We start from the raw sequence: 17,984 nt of genomic DNA, 5'->3' as shown, positions 1-17,984 counted from the left end.
GCGCAGAGGCCCCGCGCGGCCCCGCGGCGGACGGCACCGGGCGCCCTTGCCCGGAGCTCCCGCATGCAGGCGCGGACGCCACGGCCACTCGAAAGCCTGGAGCACTCCGCCGACGCAGAGGTGGACGGCGCCCGTCAGCGTCCCCGGTCGGCGATGCCCGTGTTCACCAGGGCGCCGGTGGCGGGCGCGGTGAAGTCCGCCAGCGCTGCGATCATGAACAGTACGGATCCCAGCTGGTTGACGGCGACGATCCACCGGCCGAGGTCGTGGGGCTGGACCCTGGGCGGCCCGTGGCTGACCTCCATCGGCGCCAGCTGCCCGGAGACGAGGAAGAGCGGACAGCCGATCATGTCGGGGGCCCAGGCCGGCCGGTTCGTCTGCTGGGCCGTCAGTCCGTGCAGGAACGAGTCCAGCAGACTGATGCCGAACACCAGGGTGCCGGCGAACAGCACGAAGGTGCTGACCCTGTCGATCCGTTTCGGCCCGTACCGCCACCAGCGCCAGCGGCCCGACTCCAGGGTCCCGGCCCCGCCCGCCGGGCCGCGGCGCGCTTCCCCCGAGCGGCCCAACCCCCGCGCTGCGCCGCGCCCGAGCCTCCCACCGGCCCCTACGGTGTGCCATCGGAAAGGGCCGGTGATCGATGGTGGCGTCGGGACAGCAGGGCCCGCGGGCGACTCCGGAGGCGGCGGCCACCGCCGCGCGGGCGGGCGACACCGCTGCGGCGCGGCTCAAGGAACGCATCTACGCGACCATCACGCTCACCGCCGTCGTGGTCGCCCTCGCCGAGACGGCACACCCCGAGGTCCTGGAGTCCGCTCTCACCGTGACCGTGACCGCGCTCGGGATCTGGCTGGCCACCCTCGTCGCCGACGAGCAGTCGCACCGGGCGCTCACCGGGCGCGCCGCGACCCTCCAGGAGATCCGCGCCGCGCTGTACGTCTCCAGCCCGCTGCTGCTCACCGCGGTGGGTCCCCTCGCGCTGATCGGCGTCTCGGCGCTGGGCGCGCTGGATCTGGGGACCGCGCTGCTCCTGAGCGCGGCGGTCGAGGTCGTCACCTTGTTCTTCTGGGGCTGGCGGACCGGACTGCGCATGGGCAACGGCCCGCTCAGCGCACTCCTCTCCGGGATCGTGGACACCGTCATCGGGGTGAGCGTCATCGCGGTGAAACTGCTCGCGGGCCATTGAGGGCGGTTCGCACTGAATATCCGCCGACGAGGCATCAGAAGCGGTTCGCGCGGGTGCACACCGGACATCCCGCCCGTGTCGGGCTGCTGCGGCGGCACTGAGTGCCAATTCAGCGAGCAAGGTCACAGCCGTCTCCTCTGCTGCTCATCCGTAACCCTGCCCTAGCATCCGAGCATGACGGTTCTGCCTGATGACGGGCTTACGCTCGCCGCCGAGTTCCCCGACGCCACCCATGAGCAGTGGCAGCGCCTCGTCGAGGGTGTGCTGCGCAAATCGGGCCAGGACGTGTCGGGTGCGGCGGCCGAAGAGGCGCTGACGACAGCCCTGGACGACGGGCTCGTGGCGAGCCCCCTCTACACCGCGCGGGACGCCGCGCCCGACGCCGGCTATCCGGGCTTCGCGCCCTATGTGCGCGGCGGCCGGCCCGTCGGCGGCTGGGACGTGCGCCAGCGCCACGGACGGCCCGAGGCCGGCCGCACCAACGAGGCCGTGCTCACGGACCTCGAGAACGGCGTCACCTCGCTCTGGCTCACCGTCGGCGCCGCGGGCGTGCCCGTGCCGGGCCTCGCCCAGGCCCTGGACGGCGTCTACCTCGACCTCGCGCCGGTCGTCCTCGACGCCGGCGCGGACACCGCGGCGGCCGCCGCCGAACTGCTGCGGCTGTACGAGGAGCGCGGCGTCCCACGCGAGGAGGCGCGCGGCAACCTCGGCGCAGACCCGCTGGGCCTGTCCGCCCGCACCGGCGACCCCGTGGACACCGAACCGGCCGTGGAGCTCGCCCGCCGCGTCCACGACCGGTACCCGGGACTGCGCGCGCTCACCGTGGACGCGCTGCCCTACCACGAGGCAGGCGCCTCGGCCGCCCAGGAGCTCGGCGTCTCGCTCGCGACCGGCGTCGCCTACCTGCGGGCCCTCACCGGGGCCGGACTGACGGCCGGGACCGCCTTCCGGCAGCTGGAGTTCCGCTACGCCGCCACCGCCGACCAGTTCCTCACCGTCGCCAAGATGCGCGCCGCCCGCAGGCTGTGGGCCCGCGTCGCCGAGGTGTCCGGTGCCTCCGGGGGCGCGGGTGCGGCCCAGCGCCAGCACGCGGTGACGTCTCCGGTGATGATGACCCGCCGAGATCCGTACGTGAACATGCTGCGCACCACGATCGCCTGCCTCGGCGCGGGCGTCGGCGGTGCGGACGCCGTGACCGTGCTGCCCTTCGACCACGAACTGGGCCTGCCGGACGCGTTCGCCCGCCGCATCGCGCGCAACACCTCCTCGATCCTCCTGGAGGAGTCGCACCTCGGCCGGGTCGCCGACCCCGCGGGCGGCTCCTGGTACGTCGAGCGCCTCACCGACGAACTCGCCCACGCCGCCTGGGCGTTCTTCCAGGAGCTGGAGCGCGCGGGCGGTCAGGGCGAGGCCCTGCGCTCCGGCCTGGTCGGCGAACGCATCGCCGCCACCTGGGAAGAGCGCAGGCGCAGGCTCGCCGAACGCCGTGAACCCGTCACCGGCGTCAGCGAGTTCCCGTTCCTCGCCGAGAAGCCCGTCGTGCGCGAGCCCGCGCCCGAGGTGCCCCGCCACGAGGGCGGCCTGCCCCGTGTCCGCCGCGACGAGGACTACGAGGGCCTGCGCGCCCGCTCCGACGCGCACCTGGCCGCGACCGGTGCCCGCCCCCGCGTCTTCCTCGCCGCGCTCGGCCCCGCCTCCGCGCACACCGCGCGCGCCGCGTTCGCCTCGAACCTGTTCCAGGCGGGCGGCGTCGAGCCGGTCCACGACCCCGTGACGGTCGACGCCGCCACGGCGGCAGACGCCTTCGCGCGCAGCGGCGCCGCCGTCGCCTGCCTCTGCTCCAGCGACGCGCTGTACGAGGAGCAGGCCGAGGAGGTCGCCAAGGCCCTCAGGTCCGCCGGTGCCCAGCAGGTCTTCCTGGCCGGGCGGCCGGGCGGCCACGCCGGTGTCGACGCCTACGTCTTCGCGGGCTGCGACGCCGTCGGCGTCCTGTCCTCCGTTCTCGACCGCATGGGAGTGGCCCCGTGACGCAGATCCCCGACTTCTCCGAGGTCGCCCTCGGCCAGGGCACTCCGCCCGCCGAGGCCGCGGAGGAGCAGTGGCGCGCCGCCGTGAAGGAGTCCACCGGCAGCAGCGCCGACGACCTGCTGTGGGAGACGCCGGAGGGCATTGGCGTCAAGCCCCTCTACACCGGCCGCGACCTGGAGGGCCTGGACTTCCTCGGCACGTACCCGGGCGTGGCGCCGTATCTGCGCGGCCCGTACCCGACGATGTACGTCAACCAGCCGTGGACGGTCCGCCAGTACGCGGGCTTCTCCACGGCCGAGGAGTCCAACGCCTTCTACCGGCGCAACCTCGCCGCCGGCCAGAAGGGCCTGTCGGTCGCCTTCGACCTGCCCACGCACCGCGGCTACGACAGCGACCACCCGCGCGTGACCGGTGACGTCGGCATGGCGGGCGTCGCCATCGACTCCATCTACGACATGCGGCAGCTCTTCGACGGCATCCCGCTGGACAGGATGACCGTGTCGATGACGATGAACGGCGCCGTGCTGCCCGTACTCGCGCTCTACATCGTGGCGGCCGAGGAGCAGGGCGTACCGCCCGAGAAGCTGGCCGGGACCATCCAGAACGACATCCTCAAGGAGTTCATGGTCCGCAACACCTACATCTATCCGCCTCGGCCCTCGATGCGGATCATCTCCGACATCTTCGCGTACACCTCGCAGAGGATGCCGCGCTACAACTCCATCTCCATCTCCGGCTACCACATCCAGGAGGCCGGAGCGACGGCCGACCTGGAGCTGGCGTACACCCTCGCCGACGGTGTGGAGTACCTGCGTGCCGGGCGGGACGCGGGCCTCGACGTGGACGCCTTCGCACCGCGTCTGTCCTTCTTCTGGGCGATCGGCATGAACTTCTTCATGGAGATCGCCAAGATGCGCGCGGCCCGGCTGCTCTGGGCCAAGCTGGTCAAGCAGTTCGAGCCGAAGAACGCCAAGTCGCTGTCGCTGCGCACCCATTCACAGACCTCCGGTTGGTCGCTCACCGCTCAGGACGTCTTCAACAACGTCACCCGCACCTGTGTGGAGGCCATGGCGGCGACCCAGGGCCACACCCAGTCGCTGCACACCAACGCCCTCGACGAGGCGCTCGCCCTGCCGACCGACTTCTCCGCCCGCATCGCCCGCAACACCCAGCTCGTGCTCCAGCAGGAGTCCGGCACCTGCCGCGTCATCGACCCCTGGGGCGGCAGCGCGTACGTCGAGAAGCTGACGTACGACCTCGCGCGCCGGGCCTGGCAGCACATCCAGGAGGTCGAGGCCGCCGGCGGCATGGCGCAGGCCATCGACGCCGGCATCCCCAAGCTGCGCGTGGAGGAGGCCGCGGCCCGCACCCAGGCCCGTATCGACTCCGGGCGGCAGCCCGTCATCGGGGTCAACAAGTACCGCGTCGAGAACGACGAGCAGATCGACGTCCTCAAGGTCGACAACTCCTCCGTGCGCGCCCAGCAGATCGCCAAGCTGCGCCGGCTCCGTGAGGAGCGCGACGAGACCGCCTGCCAGGACGCGCTGCGCGCGCTGACCGAGGCCGCCGGACGCGACTCCGGGGCCGGCCTGGAGAGCAATCTGCTCGCGCTCGCTGTGAACGCCGCCCGGGCGAAGGCCACCGTCGGCGAGATCTCCGACGCCCTGGAGAAGGTGTACGGACGGCACGCGGGCCAGATCCGTACGATCTCCGGCGTGTACCGCAACGAGGCAGGAGAGTCCCCCTCCGTGGACCGCACGCGTGCACTGGTCGACCGCTTCGAAGAGGCGGAGGGGCGCCGTCCGCGCATCCTCGTCGCCAAGATGGGCCAGGACGGCCACGACCGCGGCCAGAAGGTGATCGCCTCCGCGTTCGCCGACCTGGGCTTCGACGTGGACGTCGGCCCGCTGTTCCAGACCCCGGCCGAGGTCGCCCGGCAGGCGGTCGAGGCGGACGTGCACGTCGTGGGCGTCTCGTCGCTCGCGGCCGGACATCTCACCCTCGTCCCGGCGCTGCGCGAGCAGCTCGCGGAGGAGGGCCGCGACGACATCATGATCGTCGTGGGCGGGGTGATCCCTCCGCAGGACGTGCCGACACTGCTGGAGATGGGTGCGACGGCGGTCTTCCCGCCGGGCACGGTCATCCCCGACGCCGCCCACGACCTGGTCGAGCGCCTGGCCGCGGCGCTGGGCCACGACGAGCTGTAGCCGCGGATGGCCAGGGAAGTCGACATCGACGCCTACGTCAAGGGCGTGCTCGACGGGAAGCGGGCGGCCGTGGCCCGCGCCATCACCCTCGTCGAGTCCACCCGGCCCGACCACCGCGCCGCGGCCCAGCGGCTGCTGACCGAACTGCTGCCGCACAGCGGCAACGCACGGCGGATCGGTGTCAGCGGAGTGCCGGGGGTGGGGAAGTCCACCTTCATCGACGCCTTCGGCACGATGCTGACCGGGTTCGGCCACCGGGTGGCGGTGCTGGCCGTCGACCCGTCCTCCACCCGCACCGGCGGCTCCATCCTCGGCGACAAGACGCGGATGGAGCGGCTGGCCGTGGACCCGGCGGCCTTCGTCCGGCCGTCGCCCTCGGCCGGCACGCTCGGCGGCGTGGCCAAGGCGACCCGCGAGTCAATGGTGGTGATGGAGGCCGCCGGCTACGACGTGGTCCTGGTGGAGACCGTCGGCGTCGGCCAGTCCGAGACGGCCGTCGCCGGGATGGTCGACTCCTTCCTGTTGCTCACCCTCGCCCGGACCGGCGACCAGCTCCAGGGCATCAAGAAGGGCGTCCTGGAACTGGCCGACGTCCTCGCGGTCAACAAGGCCGACGGGCCGCACGAGCGCGACGCCCGCACCGCCGCGCGCGAACTGGCCGGTGCGCTGCGGCTGATGCGTCCCCCCGCCCACCACTCCGCCGGAGTCGGGGAGACCCCCTCGGCCGATGCCGTCTGGACCCCGCCGGTGCTGAGCTGCAGCGCGCGGGAGTCGAGCGGGCTCGACACGGTCTGGGAACGGCTGGAGCAGCACCGCGCCCTGCTCGACGCGGGCGGCCACCTCGACGCCAAGCGCCGCGACCAGCAGGTCCAGTGGGCGTGGGCGATGGTCCGGGACGAACTCCTCGGCCGTCTCCGCGCCCACCCGGCCGTACGGGCCCTCGGCCCCGCCCTCGAACAGCAGGTCCGCGACGGCGAACTGACCGCCACCCTCGCGGCGGAGCGCATTCTGGAGGCGTTCGCGCGGGAGGCGTGAACCGGAGCGTGCGCCGCAGGCGTACGCGGCGTCGCGGGGCGCGTCACCCAGCCGCCGCGTACGCCCTGCCGAGGGGCGCCGGCGGCGGGCCGTGCGTCGGCCTGCGTGGTGCCGCGTCCCACCGTGCCCGGGGCGTGCCTTCGCGCGCGCGGCGTTGTGGCCGTCCTCTACCTCCGACGCCACGACATCGGCGGCGTGCCCTCGCGCGCGCGGCGTTGTGCGGTCGGAGGGGCCCGGTCCGCAATTGTGCCGTCGACGGCCCGGACCCGCCCGGTGGCCGGGTCAGCGCGCCAGCGCCAGCATCGCCAGCCGGCGCCAGTTCAGCCGTGGCCGGGCGAGGGGGACCCCGGGCCGGTGGCGGGGGACGCGCACCCGCAGCGCGCCGGGCCTGATGGTGCAGCGCACCGGCACGGGCATCGTCAGGGCCTCCCCGTCCACGCCGACCTGCACCTCCGACGCGTCGGCCGCCACGACGACCTCGCGGGCGGTGAGGGTGGTGAACCCGGCCGAACGTTCGCCGCGCAGCAGCCCGGCGGCCTGGGCGGCACTCTCCACCGTCACACTCACGACGCCCAGGACGCCCCGGTCGAGGCGGTCCCGGCGCGCGACAGCCGTGCGGTCCCCGGCGCGGTAGGGGTTGTTGCTGACCAGCACCGCCTGAGGGGAGTCGAGCGTCGTCCCCGCGGCCCGCACGGTGAGCCGCGGTCCGGCCCGGTGCGTCAGCACGTCGGGGAACAGCTGCAGGGCGGTGCCGACCTTGTCGTCGCGGTAGGCGTCGCTCTGCACGACCAATGCGTAGGCCCCGAACGAGGCGTTGTTGACGAACACCCGGTCGCCGGCCATGCCCAGGTCGACGACGAGTTCGACCCCGTCGGTCAGCGCCTCCAGCGCCCGCGAGGGGTCGTCCCGGTCGAGCCCCAGGTCCAGTGCGAAATGGTTCCGGGTTCCGGCGGGGACCACCACGAACGGCACCCCGTGCTCCGCCGCCACCCCCGCCACCAGCGCCTGCGTACCGTCCCCACCGGCGACCCCGAGCAGGTCCGCGCCGTCGGCGACCGCCTGCCGGGCCACAGCCTCGACGTCGCTCGGGCGTTCCGGATCCAGCATGAAGACCTCCGCCCCCGCACGCTCCGCCTTCGCCTTCAGCCCGAAGCGTTCCACCTTCCCGCCGCCCGAGCGCGGGTTCATGATCAGGAACGGGCGTGCGGGGCGCTCCGCGGCCACCGTGGGCTGGGCCTTGCGCCGGGCGTCCAGGGCGAGGGCTTCCCAGCCGGCCGAGGCGGCCACCGCCCCGAGGACGAGGCACAGCACCATGACCCACAGCACCCCCGAACGGGCCTGCAGCCAGATGACGGTCAGCGGGGCGGCCAGCGCCAGCAGCACCGCCAGCACCCGCACGGGCCCGCGCCGGGTCAGCGCCCACCACAGGGCCGCCGCCGTCACCACCGTCCCGGCGAGCACCAGCAGCACCATCGCGATGCCGCCGAGTCCGGAGGCCACGAGCAGCACGACGGCCGCGGCGGCCGCGAGGATCGCCAGCCGCGCGCTCCAGCGCCGGCTCCGGACCACGCGCGTCCTGCCGTCGTCGTCCATGGCGCCTCCGGTCCGTGTGCGTCCTACCGCCATTGCACAACCGCGCGGGGGCGGCCGCCTCTCCTGACGACGCGGGGCCGTGTACGCCCAGGCCGGTTCCGGACGTTGGCGGTCGCTCCTGGGGCGGTGCGCTGCGAGCCCCCGGCCGGGCTCGTGCCCGGTGCCCGTTCGTCCCGCGGCCGTCAGCGCCGGGCCGGTACACCGCGACGTCCCCCTCCTCCCGGCCGGGCCCGCCAGGCCCTCGCCGACGCCGCTGCCGCCTCGCCGACCGGCCGCAGGGTCGCGGGACACCGTCGGCGCAGCGCCCCCGTCGCCGTTGGCGATCATGGAAGGCCGCTGGGATCATGAGGGCTGGCCGACGAACGGACGGCACGGCGGTGGAACCCATGGCCGAGGACGCCCAGCTGCACCCCAGCGGCGACCCGCTGCTGGCCGCGAAGTTCGCGGTACCCGCCGTACCGCCTGCCTTCGTGGCCCGGCAGCGTCTCCTGGACCGGCTCACCGAGGGCGCCCAGGGCCCCCTCACCGTGATCACGGGCCCCGCCGGCGCGGGCAAGACCACCCTCGCCGCCTCCTGGCGCGAGGCCGACCTCGCGCCCGGCCCGGTCGTCTGGCTCACCGTGGAGAGCGACGACAACGCGCCGGGCGTGTTCTGGGCCTATGTCCTCGGTGCCTTCCGCTACCACCGGGTGCCGCTGCCCGACGGTGTCGGCAGCCCGTCGAGCGCCGACAACGTCGACCACTCGCTGATCGTCCGGCTCGCATCCGCCCTCACCCAGTTGCCCCAACCGGTCGTGCTCGTCCTCGACGGGCTGGAACACGCAGGCGTCCACGGCGTCTCCGCCGAACTGGACTTCCTCCTCGCCCATGCCGGGCCGTCCCTGCGGCTGGTCCTCATCGGGCGGGTCGATCCCGCGCTGCCCCTCCACCGCTACCGCGCCGAGGCCCGGGTCTGCGAGATCCGCCGGTCCGAACTGGCCTTCACCCCGCGCGAGACGGCGCAGCTGCTGCGCTGCCACGGGCTCACGCCCTCCCAGGAGAGCGTCGGCGCCCTCACCGACCGCACCCAGGGCTGGGCCGCCGGGCTGCGGCTGTGTGCCCTGGCCATGCAAAGCGCGGAGGACGCCGAGCACTTCGCCCAGTCCTTCGCCGCCTCGCAGAACGCCGTCGCCGACTATCTGACGGCCGAGGTCCTGGCAGCCCAACCGGCTGCGACCCAGGACCTGCTCATCCGGACCAGCATCCTCTCCCACGTCCACCCGGGACTGGCCGACGCCCTCACCGGACGGGACGACGGCGAGCACATCCTCGGCAGGCTCGTCCGCGACAACGCGTTCGTCGAGCCGATCGGCGACACCTCCTGGTACCGCTGCCACCCGCTGTTCGCCGAAGTACTCCGGGCCCATCTGCGCAGCCGCAGCCCGGCCCTCGGCGGGCCGCTGCACCGCGAGGCCGCACGATGGCTCGACGGACACGACAGGGTGACCGACGCGATCGAGCACGCGGCAGCGGCGGACGACTGGCCGTACGCCGCCGGTCTCCTCGTCGACAGGCTCGCCGCCGGGCGGCTCCTGACCGGACCGGACAGCCATCGCCTCGAACGGTTGTTCAGTGGAATGCCGGACGGCCTGCCCGGCACCGCGCCCGCCCTCACCGCGGCCGTCTGCGCACTGGCCCGCGGTGACGCCGCCGCCGGCCGCAAACACCTCGCGGGGGTCCGTCCCCACGGCGACGACACACCCGAGAGCCTGCTCACCCGGGCTCTGCTGCTGCTTCTCACCGGCGCGGACACCGGCACCGCGAACCCCCGGGCGCCCGCCTCGACCGGGGACGGCGACGACGCCGAGCGGGCCGCGGAGGAGATGGACCCGGACCAGGGCACGCCGGACCCCGACCGCGAGGTGCGGACACTGACGCACCGGGTGGACCCCGACGCGCTCGCCCGGCACCCGGAGATCGAGGCACTCCGGCGTTACGGCCGCGGCCGCGCCCTGCTGGCCACCGGGCACCGGTCCGAGGCCCGTGAGGCGTTCGCCGCCGCACTCGCCGCGGCCACGGACGAGCACACCTGGACGGTCCGCTACCACTGCCTCGGCGCGCTGGCCCTCGCCGAGGCCGCCGACGGACTGCTGCGAGAGGCCGAGGCACACGCCCGGGAAGGACTCAAGGCCGCGGAGGAGCACGGCATTCCCGTCGACCGACGCACGGCACGCTGCCATCTCGCGCTCGCCTCGGTCGCCGCCGACCGCGGTGACCTCACGGCCGCCGGCCGGCATCTCGCCGCTGCCCGCACGCACGCGCCCGTCCGTGACGTACCGGCCGCCGCCGAGGCCGCGGTGCTGCGCTCCCGCCTCGAACTCGCCCACGGACGCACGGCGGCGGCACTGTCGGCGCTCGACGACGCACCCGTCTCCGCCGACGGTCCCGCCGTCGCCGGGGGAGAGGCGGCGGGCCGTATCGCCGTGGCACGCTGCTCCGTCCACCTGGTGCGCGGTGACGCGGCGGCCGCGCTCGCCGCACTGGAGGAGGCACCTCCGGGCGTCCCCGCCCTCACCGCCGCGTCGGCCGCCGCCCATCTCGCGGCCGGGGACGGCGGACAGGCGCGCCGGCTGCTCGCCGGGCTCCCCGCAGGCGACCGTGTCCCCCCGGCGGTCCGGGTCCGTGCGCAGCTGCTCCAGGCCCAGCTGGCGGCGGTCGAGGGGGACACCGCGAAGGCGGCGACGCTCGTCGCCGGCGCCGTGCGCACCGCGCGGACGCACGGACTTCGTGCCCCCTTCACGGAGTCCGGCCCGTGGCTGCGGCACGTCCTCGCCCGCGCACCCGGCCTGGCCGACGCCCGCGCCTGGCTGACGGGCCGGTCCGGCGACACGGAGCGGAGCCCCGGTGGTGGCGGATCGGGTTCCGGTGACTCGGCCGCCGGGGCTCCACTGCTCGTCGAGCAGCTCAGCCCCCGGGAGTGCGACGTCCTGCGCTGCGCCGCCGAGATGATGTCGACGGACGAGATCGCCGCCGAACTGTTCCTGTCCGTCAACACCGTCAAGACGCATCTGAAGAGCGTCTACCGCAAGTTGTCGGTGTCCCGCCGCAGCGAGGCGGTACGCCGCGCCAGGGACGCCGGACTGCTCTGAGGCCGCGCGGTCGGGCGGGCAGGCCACGCGCCGGGTCACCTCGTCCGGGTGATGCGGTCGGGACGCACACGGCGGGACCATGCGGCAAGAGCCCTCAGCGCACGGGGAAGTGCTCGCATGCGATACGAGTTCCGCATCTCCGGTCATCTGTCACCGGCCGTCGCCGGTGCTTTTCCCGAGCTCGACGAAGTGACGGTGCCGGAGGAGACCGTCCTGTACGGGCCCGTCACCGACGAGGCGCATCTGTACGGGCTGCTCGTACGCTTCCAGGACCTCGGCCTCCGCGTGGTGGAGCTGCGCCGGCTGCCCGACTGAGACCGCTGCACGGCCCGTGGGGCGCGGCTCCGGGCGGTGTTCGGCCGTATGCGCCCGGCCCGGTACGCGTACGCCGCCCGGTCCCCGCAGTGGGATGCCCGCTCCGCGCGGGCTGCCGCCAGCGGTGCCCTGCGCGGGCCCGACGCCGCCCGGCCCGCGCAGGGGGCGGCGCCGCGCCCGGACCGTCATCCGGTCCGCTCGCCGTCGGACACGCGTTCCCGTAGCCCCGGATCGCGTCGCGCCGCCTTCTCGTACCAGGATCCGTACCGCTCGCTCAGCAGGACCGACGTCACCCCGTGCGCCAGCACGCTCAGCCCCACGGTGACGGCCACGATCCGGCCGGGCAGGGCCGCCGCGGCGCCGTACTCCTTCACCACCAGCAGCGCCAGGACCAGCGACGCCAGTCCCCGCGGCCCGAACCAGCCCACGTACGCCACGGTCGGCGGCCGCAGCCCGGTGCCGGCCAGGGCGAGCGCGACCGGCACCATCCGCACCACGGTGAGGCTGAGCAGCGCGTACACGACGGCCCGCCAGTCCAGGTACTCCAGCGCCGGCCCCAGCAGCACGGCACCGAACACCAGGAAGCTCATCGCCGCCAGCAGCGCGGCCACGTTCTCGGTGAACTCGTGGCCCCCGGCGAATCCCCGGCTCCGCGCGCCGTCCGGGGAGTCGTCCGCCGGTACGCCGCGGCGCACCAGTACGGCGAACGCGATACCCGCCGCCCAGACGGCGATGAAGCCGCTGCCGTCGACGAGCCGCGCGAGCGCGAAGGACGCCAGGACGGTGGCCAGGATCATCAGCTGGTTCCCCTCCCCGCTCACCCACCCGGCGGCACGGGCCCGCCCCAGCAGCAGGCCGGCCGCGACCCCGCAGGCGACCCCGAGCGCCGCGCTGAGCACCAGGGAGCGCCAGAAGACGCCCACGTGGTCCTCCTCGGCGGCGCCGGGAAGGGCCGCGAGCAGCAGGACGAAGACGGGGAGGACGATGCCGTCACCGACGCCGCACTCCGCGTTGAGACCGTTGCGCACCAGTGGCGGCACCCTGGGCGAGGAGAGGGCGGTTCGGCACACCGCCGCGTCGGTGGGCGCGAGGATCGTGGCGATCAGCGCCAGTTCCCACACGGTCGGCCCGGGCAGCAGCGGCCAGGCGAGCAGCCAGCCCGCCGCGATCGTCAGCGGCAGTCCGATCGCCAGCAGCCGCACGGGCAGGAAGCGGCCTTGGTGCAGCTGGCGTCCGCGCAGGCTCATCGCGTCGGTGAAAAGGACCAGTGCCAGTGCCGTTTCGACCAGGACCAGAACCGGGCCCGCGTTGTGCTCGAGGCCGAAGAGGCCGAGTCCGGCGGGGCCGATGAGCACCCCGCAGGCGGTGAAGAACAGGGGCGCGGTGAGGACGGTGGCGGCGATGCGCCGCGACACCAGCGCATACCCCGCGGTGACCACTGCCACGGCCACCCCGGTCAGGGCGTTCCCGCCGCTCACGCACTCATCACCCACCCGGTCACCAGGCATCACGGACCGGTTCATCGTCGGGTACGGGGCCGTCCCGCCCGGGCACCGACACGGTGCCCGGCCGCCACCCCGCGGGGCCGGCCGGGCCGCCGATTCACCCGTGCGGGGTGAGGGAACCGCTCGCCCACCGCCCCACACTGACGGCGAGCGGACACCCGAGGTCCGACGCGAACGGCAGGAGGACGGAGATGGACGACACGGTCTACCTCGCTTACGACTATCCGGTTCTGGGCGCGTTCTGGACCGTGATGTGGATCTTCCTCTGGGTCGTGTGGCTGGTGCTGCTCTTCCGTGTCTTCGTGGACATCTTCCGTGACCACGAGATGAGCGGCTGGGCCAAGGCGGCCTGGTTGATCTTCATGCTGCTGATTCCGTTCCTCGGCGTGCTGGTCTACGTGATCGTCCGCGGCAAGGACATGGGCAAGCGCGAGATCACGCACGCGCAGGAGCAGCAGGAAGCCTTCAACGCGTACATCCGGCAGACCGCCAAGGGTGCCGGCCCGGGGGACGAGCTTGCCCGGCTCTCCGAGCTCAAGGCCAAGGGTGACCTGAGCGAGGAGGAGTTCCAGCGAGCCAAGGACAAGCTCCTGAGTTGAGGACGAGGGGACATCATGACCCAACCGACCACCGGACACTCCAAGAGCTACTTCGCCTGGGCCGGAGGCCTGACGATGTTCGCGGGAGTGGTCCTGATCATCGCCGGATTCCTCGATTTCTTCCGTGGAATCATGGGCATCGCGAACGACGACGTCTTCGTGGCGACGCCCGGCTACGTCTTCCGATTCGACCTCACCGCATGGGGCTGGCTGCATCTGATCTTCGGGATCGTCGCCATCGCGGCCGGATTCGCCCTCTTCAAGGGCGCCCTGTGGGCGCGGATCCTCGGCATCGCCCTCGCGGGAGTGCTGCTGGTCGTCAACTTCCTCTCCCTGCCCTACTACCCGCTGTGGTCCCTGGTCGCGATCGCCCTCTACATCGCGATCATCTGGGCCCTGTGCGTGGGACGGTCGCAGGAGGAGAAGATCTGACGCGCCGGGCGGGACCGCGGGCCCGCCGAGGGCCCGCGGTCCCGCCCGCGGTGAGTCCGCCGCCGTGACCGCGCGGCCCAGGCGTCGGCCTGGCCGGCCGGGCCGTCCTCGGCACCGGCCGCGATCCGGTCCCTCCCGCGTCTCCGGCGACGTCATCACCCCGCCCCGCCGTCGGGGGACGCCTCCGGGCAGTGCGTCCGGTGCGTCCGCGACCCGGCGCCGTCCGCCCGGAGAACGGGCGGGGTCCCACGTCCCGGCCCGGCGGCCGTCCCGACAGCACCGCCACGCACTCGGACAGGTGTGCACAGCGCGCGCGAGCCGGGTTCCCGGGCTGCAATGGACGGGTGACGGCCACTCCCGACGACTGCCTCGCGCGCAACGAGTGGGTCTGCGGCGCCTACCTCTCCACCCGCCGCGAGATCCTCTGGGACGCCACCCTCCAGCACCTCCAGCTGACGTTCGCCTCCGTGGCGCTGGCGCTGCTCCTCGCCGTGCCGCTGGCCGTCGCGGCCCGGCGGTGGCGCTGGGCCGCCGGTCCCGTGCTCGGGGTGACGACGATCCTCTACACGATCCCGTCCCTGGCGATGTTCTCGCTGCTGCTCCCGGTGTACGGGCTGTCCGCGTCACTGGTCGTCGCAGGGCTCGTGCTGTACTCCCTCACCCTGCTGGTCCGCAACGTCCTCGCGGGGCTGCGCTCCGTCCCCGCGGAGACACGGGAGGCCGCACGCGGCATGGGCTACGGCCCGGCGCGGCAGCTTCTCGGCGTCGAACTGCCGCTGGCCCTGCCCGCCGCGATGGCCGGGCTGCGGATCGCGACCGTGTCCGCGGTCTCGCTGGTCACCATCGGCGCGATCGTCGGCTTCGGCGGGCTGGGAAACCTCATCTACTCGGGGATGAACACCTACTTCAAGGCCCAGGTGCTCACGGCCTCGGTGCTCTGCGTGCTCATCGCCGTGGCCGCCGATCTCGTCCTGCTGGGCGTCCAGCGGATGCTCACGCCGTGGACGCGACCCGCACGGCGGGCCGCCGCGTGAGCACGGTCGCACAGACCTGGGACTGGCTGACCAGCGCCGCCAACTGGTCGGGCCAGAACGGCGTGTGGCGCCGACTCGGCCAGCACCTCTACCTCACCTCGGTGTGTCTGGTGATCAGCTGCGCCATCGCGCTGCCCGTCGCCCTCGTCCTGGGCCACCTCGGCAAGGGCGGCGCACTCGCCGTCAACATCTCCAACGTGGGCCGGGCCGTGCCGACCTTCGCGGTCCTCGTCCTGCTGCTGCTCAGCCCGATCGGCACGTGGGGCGACTGGCCCACCATCGTCGCGCTGGTGCTGTTCGCCGTGCCGCCGCTGCTGACGAACGCCTACGTCGGCATGCGCGGTGTCGACCAGGACGTCGTACGTGCCGCGCGGGGGATGGGCATGACGGGCAGCCAGACCCTGTTCCGGGTCGAACTCCCGCTCGCGACGCCGCTGGTCCTCACCGGCGTACGGATCGCGGCCGTCCAGCTCGTGGCCACCGCGACCGTCGCGGCGCTGGCGGGCGGCGGCGGGCTGGGCCGCATCATCACGGCGGGCTTCAATCTCGCCTCCACCCCGCAGGTGGTCGCCGGTGCGGTTCTCGTCGCCGCCCTCGCCCTGGTGGTGGAAGGAGTCTTCGTCGCCGTGGAACGGTCCGCACCCGCCTGGACCGGGCGGCGGTCGTCATGAGGAGGCTCCCCTTGCACCTCGGCGCGTCCCTGCTGGCCCTGCTGGCCGCCTGCACCACGGGCCCGTCCCTGGAGGACCGCGGACAGGTGACGGCTCCTCCCGGGGACAGCCGGCATCTGACGATCGGATCCGCCGGCTTCACCGAGAGCGACCTGCTGGCGCAGATGTACTCCCTGCTGCTCGAGCACGCCGGCTACCAGACGAAGGTCATCTCCGTCGCCAACCGGGAGATCTACGAACCCGCCCTGGAGAGCGGCCAGATCGACGTGGTCCCCGAGTACGCCGCCACCTTCGCCGACTGGCTGGGTGCCAGGGCCCACGGCCCCGATGCGCCGGCCGTCGGCTCGCCCGACCTCGGCGCCACCATGAGCGCGCTGCGCCCGCTGGCAGACGCGCGCGGGCTGAAGGTCCTCGACCCGGGGCGCGCCGTCGACCAGAACGCCTTCGCCGTCACCGAGGAGTTCGCCCGCGCCCACGACCTCCGGACCCTCAGCGACCTCGGAAGGTCCGGGATCCCCGTGCGCCTCGCCGCCGGGGACGAGTGCGTGCGGCGGCCGTACTGCGCGCCCGGTCTGGAGAGGACGTACGGCATCCGCATCAGCGGCATCGACCCCAAGGGCGTCGGCACCACCCAGGCCAAACAGGCCGTCCAGTCGGGTCAGGACCAGATGGTCCTGACCACCACCACGGACGCCACCCTCGACGACTTCGGCCTGGTGATCCTCGAGGACGACAAGCACCTCCAGAACGCGGACCACATCGTGCCCGTCGTCAACCGGGCGCGCGCCGGTGGCCCCGGAGTCGGCAAGGCGCTCGACGAGCTGAACGAGGTCCTGACCACGGAGGACCTCGCCCGGCTCAACGAGCAGGTGGACAGCCGGCGCCGGCTGCCCGAGGACGTCGCCCGGCAGTACCTGCAGTCCAAGGGCCTTCTCCCGAAGTGAGCCGCGGGTCATCCCTCTTCCGGGCGGCGCGGAAGGCCGTTCCCGGGCCGGCCGGGACGGACACCCCCGAGTGGCTCAGGCGTCCGCCACCGAGTCGAAGTCCACCTGGTCCCTGGCCACTCCCCGGGCCTCGGCGTCCACCGAACGGCGCAGTGCCTCGTGGAGTTTCGCCGGGGTCAGCACCCCCACGAAACGGGTCCCGTCCACCACCGCCACCCATCCCGCGTCGTGCTGCAGCATCTCGCTGAACGCCTGCTTCAGCGGTGCCCCCAGCGGCACCCACGCCTCCATCCTGCGCGCCAGATCGCCGACCGTGCCCCGGTCACCGGCCCGGGCCAGGGAGTCGGCCGACACCCAGCCGTGCAGATCGCCACCGGCGTTGAGCACGACCGCCCAGCGAGCGTCCGCCGCCCGCAGTCGGCCCGCCGCGGCGTCGGCCGGCTCGTCCAGGCGCGCGATCGGCGGCTGCTCCAGGCCGTCCTCCTCGATCCCGGTCACCGAGAGCCGCTTCAGCCCCCGGTCCGCGCCCACGAACCGGGCCACGTAGTCGGTCGCGGGCGTGCCGAGCACCGCGCCCGGCGTGTCGAACTGCTCGATGCGCCCCTGCCCGTACACGGCGATGCGATCGCCCATCCGCACCGCCTCCTCGATGTCGTGGGTGACGAGCAGCACGGTCTTGCGGACCGTCGCCTGGAGGTTCAGGAACTCGTTCTGCAGCCGCTCCCGCACCACCGGGTCGACCGCGCCGAACGGCTCGTCCATCAGCAGTACGGGAGGGTCCGCCGCCAGCGCCCGGGCAACCCCGACCCGCTGGCGCTGACCACCCGAGAGCTGCTCGGGGTAGCGGTCTCCGAAGGTCTTCGGGTCGAGGCCCACCAGATCGAGGAGTTCAGCGGCCCGGGCCCGGGCCCGGCGCCTCTTCCAGCCCAGCAGCGACGGCACGGTCGCGGTGTTGTCGAGGACCGTCCGGTGCGGGAACAGGCCGACCTGCTGGATGACGTAGCCGATCCGGCGGCGCAGCCGAACCGGGTCGACCCGGGAGATGTCCTCGCCTCCCACCAGGATCCGCCCGGACGTGGGTTCGATCAGCCGGTTGACCATCATCATCGTGGTGGTCTTGCCGCAGCCCGACGGGCCGACGAGCGTGACCAGTTCGCCCTCGGCGACCTCGAAGGACAGCCCGTCAACGGCGGCGGTCCCGTCCGGGTAGACCTTGCCGACCTCCTCGAACCGGATCATGCGTCCACGCTAGGCGCGCCGCGCGCGGCGCGCACACGGGCCGCGCGCACACGGGCCGCGCGCACACG

Annotated in this window: 15 protein-coding genes; 11 read left to right on the top strand and 4 right to left on the bottom strand. The window is 73.6% G+C overall.

Annotated features, from left to right (window positions below):
- Positions 1-134: 134 nt before the first annotated feature.
- Positions 135-569 (bottom strand): hypothetical protein, encoded by a 435-nt coding sequence (locus tag QMZ92_RS14090; RefSeq protein WP_502962049.1) that lies wholly within the window; start codon positions 567-569, stop codon positions 135-137.
- Positions 570-640: 71 nt separating this feature from the next.
- Between QMZ92_RS14090 and QMZ92_RS14085 the strand changes: the two genes are divergently transcribed.
- The 4 genes from QMZ92_RS14085 (at position 641) to meaB (ending at position 6,456) form a co-directional block, all read left to right on the top strand.
- On the top strand, positions 641-1,186 hold the full coding sequence (locus tag QMZ92_RS14085) for a hypothetical protein (RefSeq protein WP_283297719.1): 546 nt from the start codon (positions 641-643) through the stop codon (positions 1,184-1,186).
- 174 nt (positions 1,187-1,360) lie between these two features.
- Positions 1,361-3,214 (top strand): methylmalonyl-CoA mutase small subunit, encoded by a 1,854-nt coding sequence (gene mutA / locus QMZ92_RS14080; RefSeq protein ID WP_283297718.1) that lies wholly within the window; start codon positions 1,361-1,363, stop codon positions 3,212-3,214.
- Positions 3,211-5,421, top strand: coding sequence for a methylmalonyl-CoA mutase (gene scpA, locus QMZ92_RS14075; protein WP_283297717.1), 2,211 nt, complete (start codon positions 3,211-3,213; stop codon positions 5,419-5,421). Before mutA ends, scpA begins: the two co-directional genes overlap by 4 nt.
- A gap of 6 nt (positions 5,422-5,427) precedes the next feature.
- A complete protein-coding gene (gene meaB, locus QMZ92_RS14070) occupies positions 5,428-6,456 on the top strand; it encodes a methylmalonyl Co-A mutase-associated GTPase MeaB (protein ID WP_283297716.1) in 1,029 nt (342 codons plus the stop codon).
- Between the two features lie 282 nt (positions 6,457-6,738).
- Here meaB and QMZ92_RS14065 read toward each other — a convergent pair whose 3' ends face one another.
- Positions 6,739-8,049: a diacylglycerol/lipid kinase family protein gene (locus QMZ92_RS14065; RefSeq protein ID WP_283297715.1), complete on the bottom strand. Its 1,311-nt coding sequence runs from the start codon at positions 8,047-8,049 to the stop codon at positions 6,739-6,741.
- Positions 8,050-8,435: 386 nt separating this feature from the next.
- Here QMZ92_RS14065 and QMZ92_RS14060 point away from each other — a divergent pair, with 386 nt between their 5' ends.
- Together QMZ92_RS14060 and QMZ92_RS14055 are read left to right on the top strand one after the other, a co-directional pair.
- Positions 8,436-11,177 carry a winged helix-turn-helix domain-containing protein gene (locus QMZ92_RS14060; RefSeq protein ID WP_283297714.1) on the top strand — a complete coding sequence of 914 codons (2,742 nt, stop codon included), beginning with the start codon at positions 8,436-8,438 and terminating at the stop codon, positions 11,175-11,177.
- Between the two features lie 117 nt (positions 11,178-11,294).
- Positions 11,295-11,492: a DUF8691 family protein gene (locus tag QMZ92_RS14055; RefSeq protein WP_269727042.1), complete on the top strand. Its 198-nt coding sequence runs from the start codon at positions 11,295-11,297 to the stop codon at positions 11,490-11,492.
- A gap of 185 nt (positions 11,493-11,677) precedes the next feature.
- On the opposite strand, the gene QMZ92_RS14050 is transcribed toward QMZ92_RS14055, so the two are convergent.
- The gene (locus QMZ92_RS14050) at positions 11,678-12,970 is read right to left on the bottom strand and encodes a cation:proton antiporter domain-containing protein (RefSeq protein WP_283297713.1); all 1,293 of its coding nucleotides are present in this window, start codon (positions 12,968-12,970) and stop codon (positions 11,678-11,680) included.
- Between the two features lie 218 nt (positions 12,971-13,188).
- Between QMZ92_RS14050 and QMZ92_RS14045 the strand changes: the two genes are divergently transcribed.
- From QMZ92_RS14045 to QMZ92_RS14025, 5 genes are all read left to right on the top strand, one after another.
- Positions 13,189-13,596: an SHOCT domain-containing protein gene (locus tag QMZ92_RS14045; RefSeq protein WP_138051672.1), complete on the top strand. Its 408-nt coding sequence runs from the start codon at positions 13,189-13,191 to the stop codon at positions 13,594-13,596.
- A gap of 15 nt (positions 13,597-13,611) precedes the next feature.
- Positions 13,612-14,028, top strand: a complete 417-nt coding sequence (locus QMZ92_RS14040) for a DUF7144 family membrane protein (protein ID WP_138051671.1) — start codon at positions 13,612-13,614, stop codon at positions 14,026-14,028.
- A gap of 344 nt (positions 14,029-14,372) precedes the next feature.
- A complete protein-coding gene (locus tag QMZ92_RS14035) occupies positions 14,373-15,062 on the top strand; it encodes an ABC transporter permease (protein WP_283297712.1) in 690 nt (229 codons plus the stop codon).
- Positions 15,059-15,733 carry an ABC transporter permease gene (locus tag QMZ92_RS14030; protein ID WP_283297711.1) on the top strand — a complete coding sequence of 225 codons (675 nt, stop codon included), beginning with the start codon at positions 15,059-15,061 and terminating at the stop codon, positions 15,731-15,733. Before QMZ92_RS14035 ends, QMZ92_RS14030 begins: the two co-directional genes overlap by 4 nt.
- On the top strand, positions 15,730-16,677 hold the full coding sequence (locus QMZ92_RS14025) for an ABC transporter substrate-binding protein (protein ID WP_283297710.1): 948 nt from the start codon (positions 15,730-15,732) through the stop codon (positions 16,675-16,677). Before QMZ92_RS14030 ends, QMZ92_RS14025 begins: the two co-directional genes overlap by 4 nt.
- Before the next feature lie 75 nt (positions 16,678-16,752).
- On the opposite strand, the gene QMZ92_RS14020 is transcribed toward QMZ92_RS14025, so the two are convergent.
- On the bottom strand, positions 16,753-17,916 hold the full coding sequence (locus QMZ92_RS14020) for a betaine/proline/choline family ABC transporter ATP-binding protein (protein ID WP_283297709.1): 1,164 nt from the start codon (positions 17,914-17,916) through the stop codon (positions 16,753-16,755).
- Positions 17,917-17,984 lie beyond the last annotated feature (68 nt).

The sequence above is a fragment of the Streptomyces sp. HNM0645 genome, from assembly GCF_030056615.1.
Classification (GTDB): domain Bacteria; phylum Actinomycetota; class Actinomycetes; order Streptomycetales; family Streptomycetaceae; genus Streptomyces; species Streptomyces marianii.
Note: the sequence above shows the minus strand (reverse complement) of the source record. Positions and strands in the feature narration are given on the sequence as shown.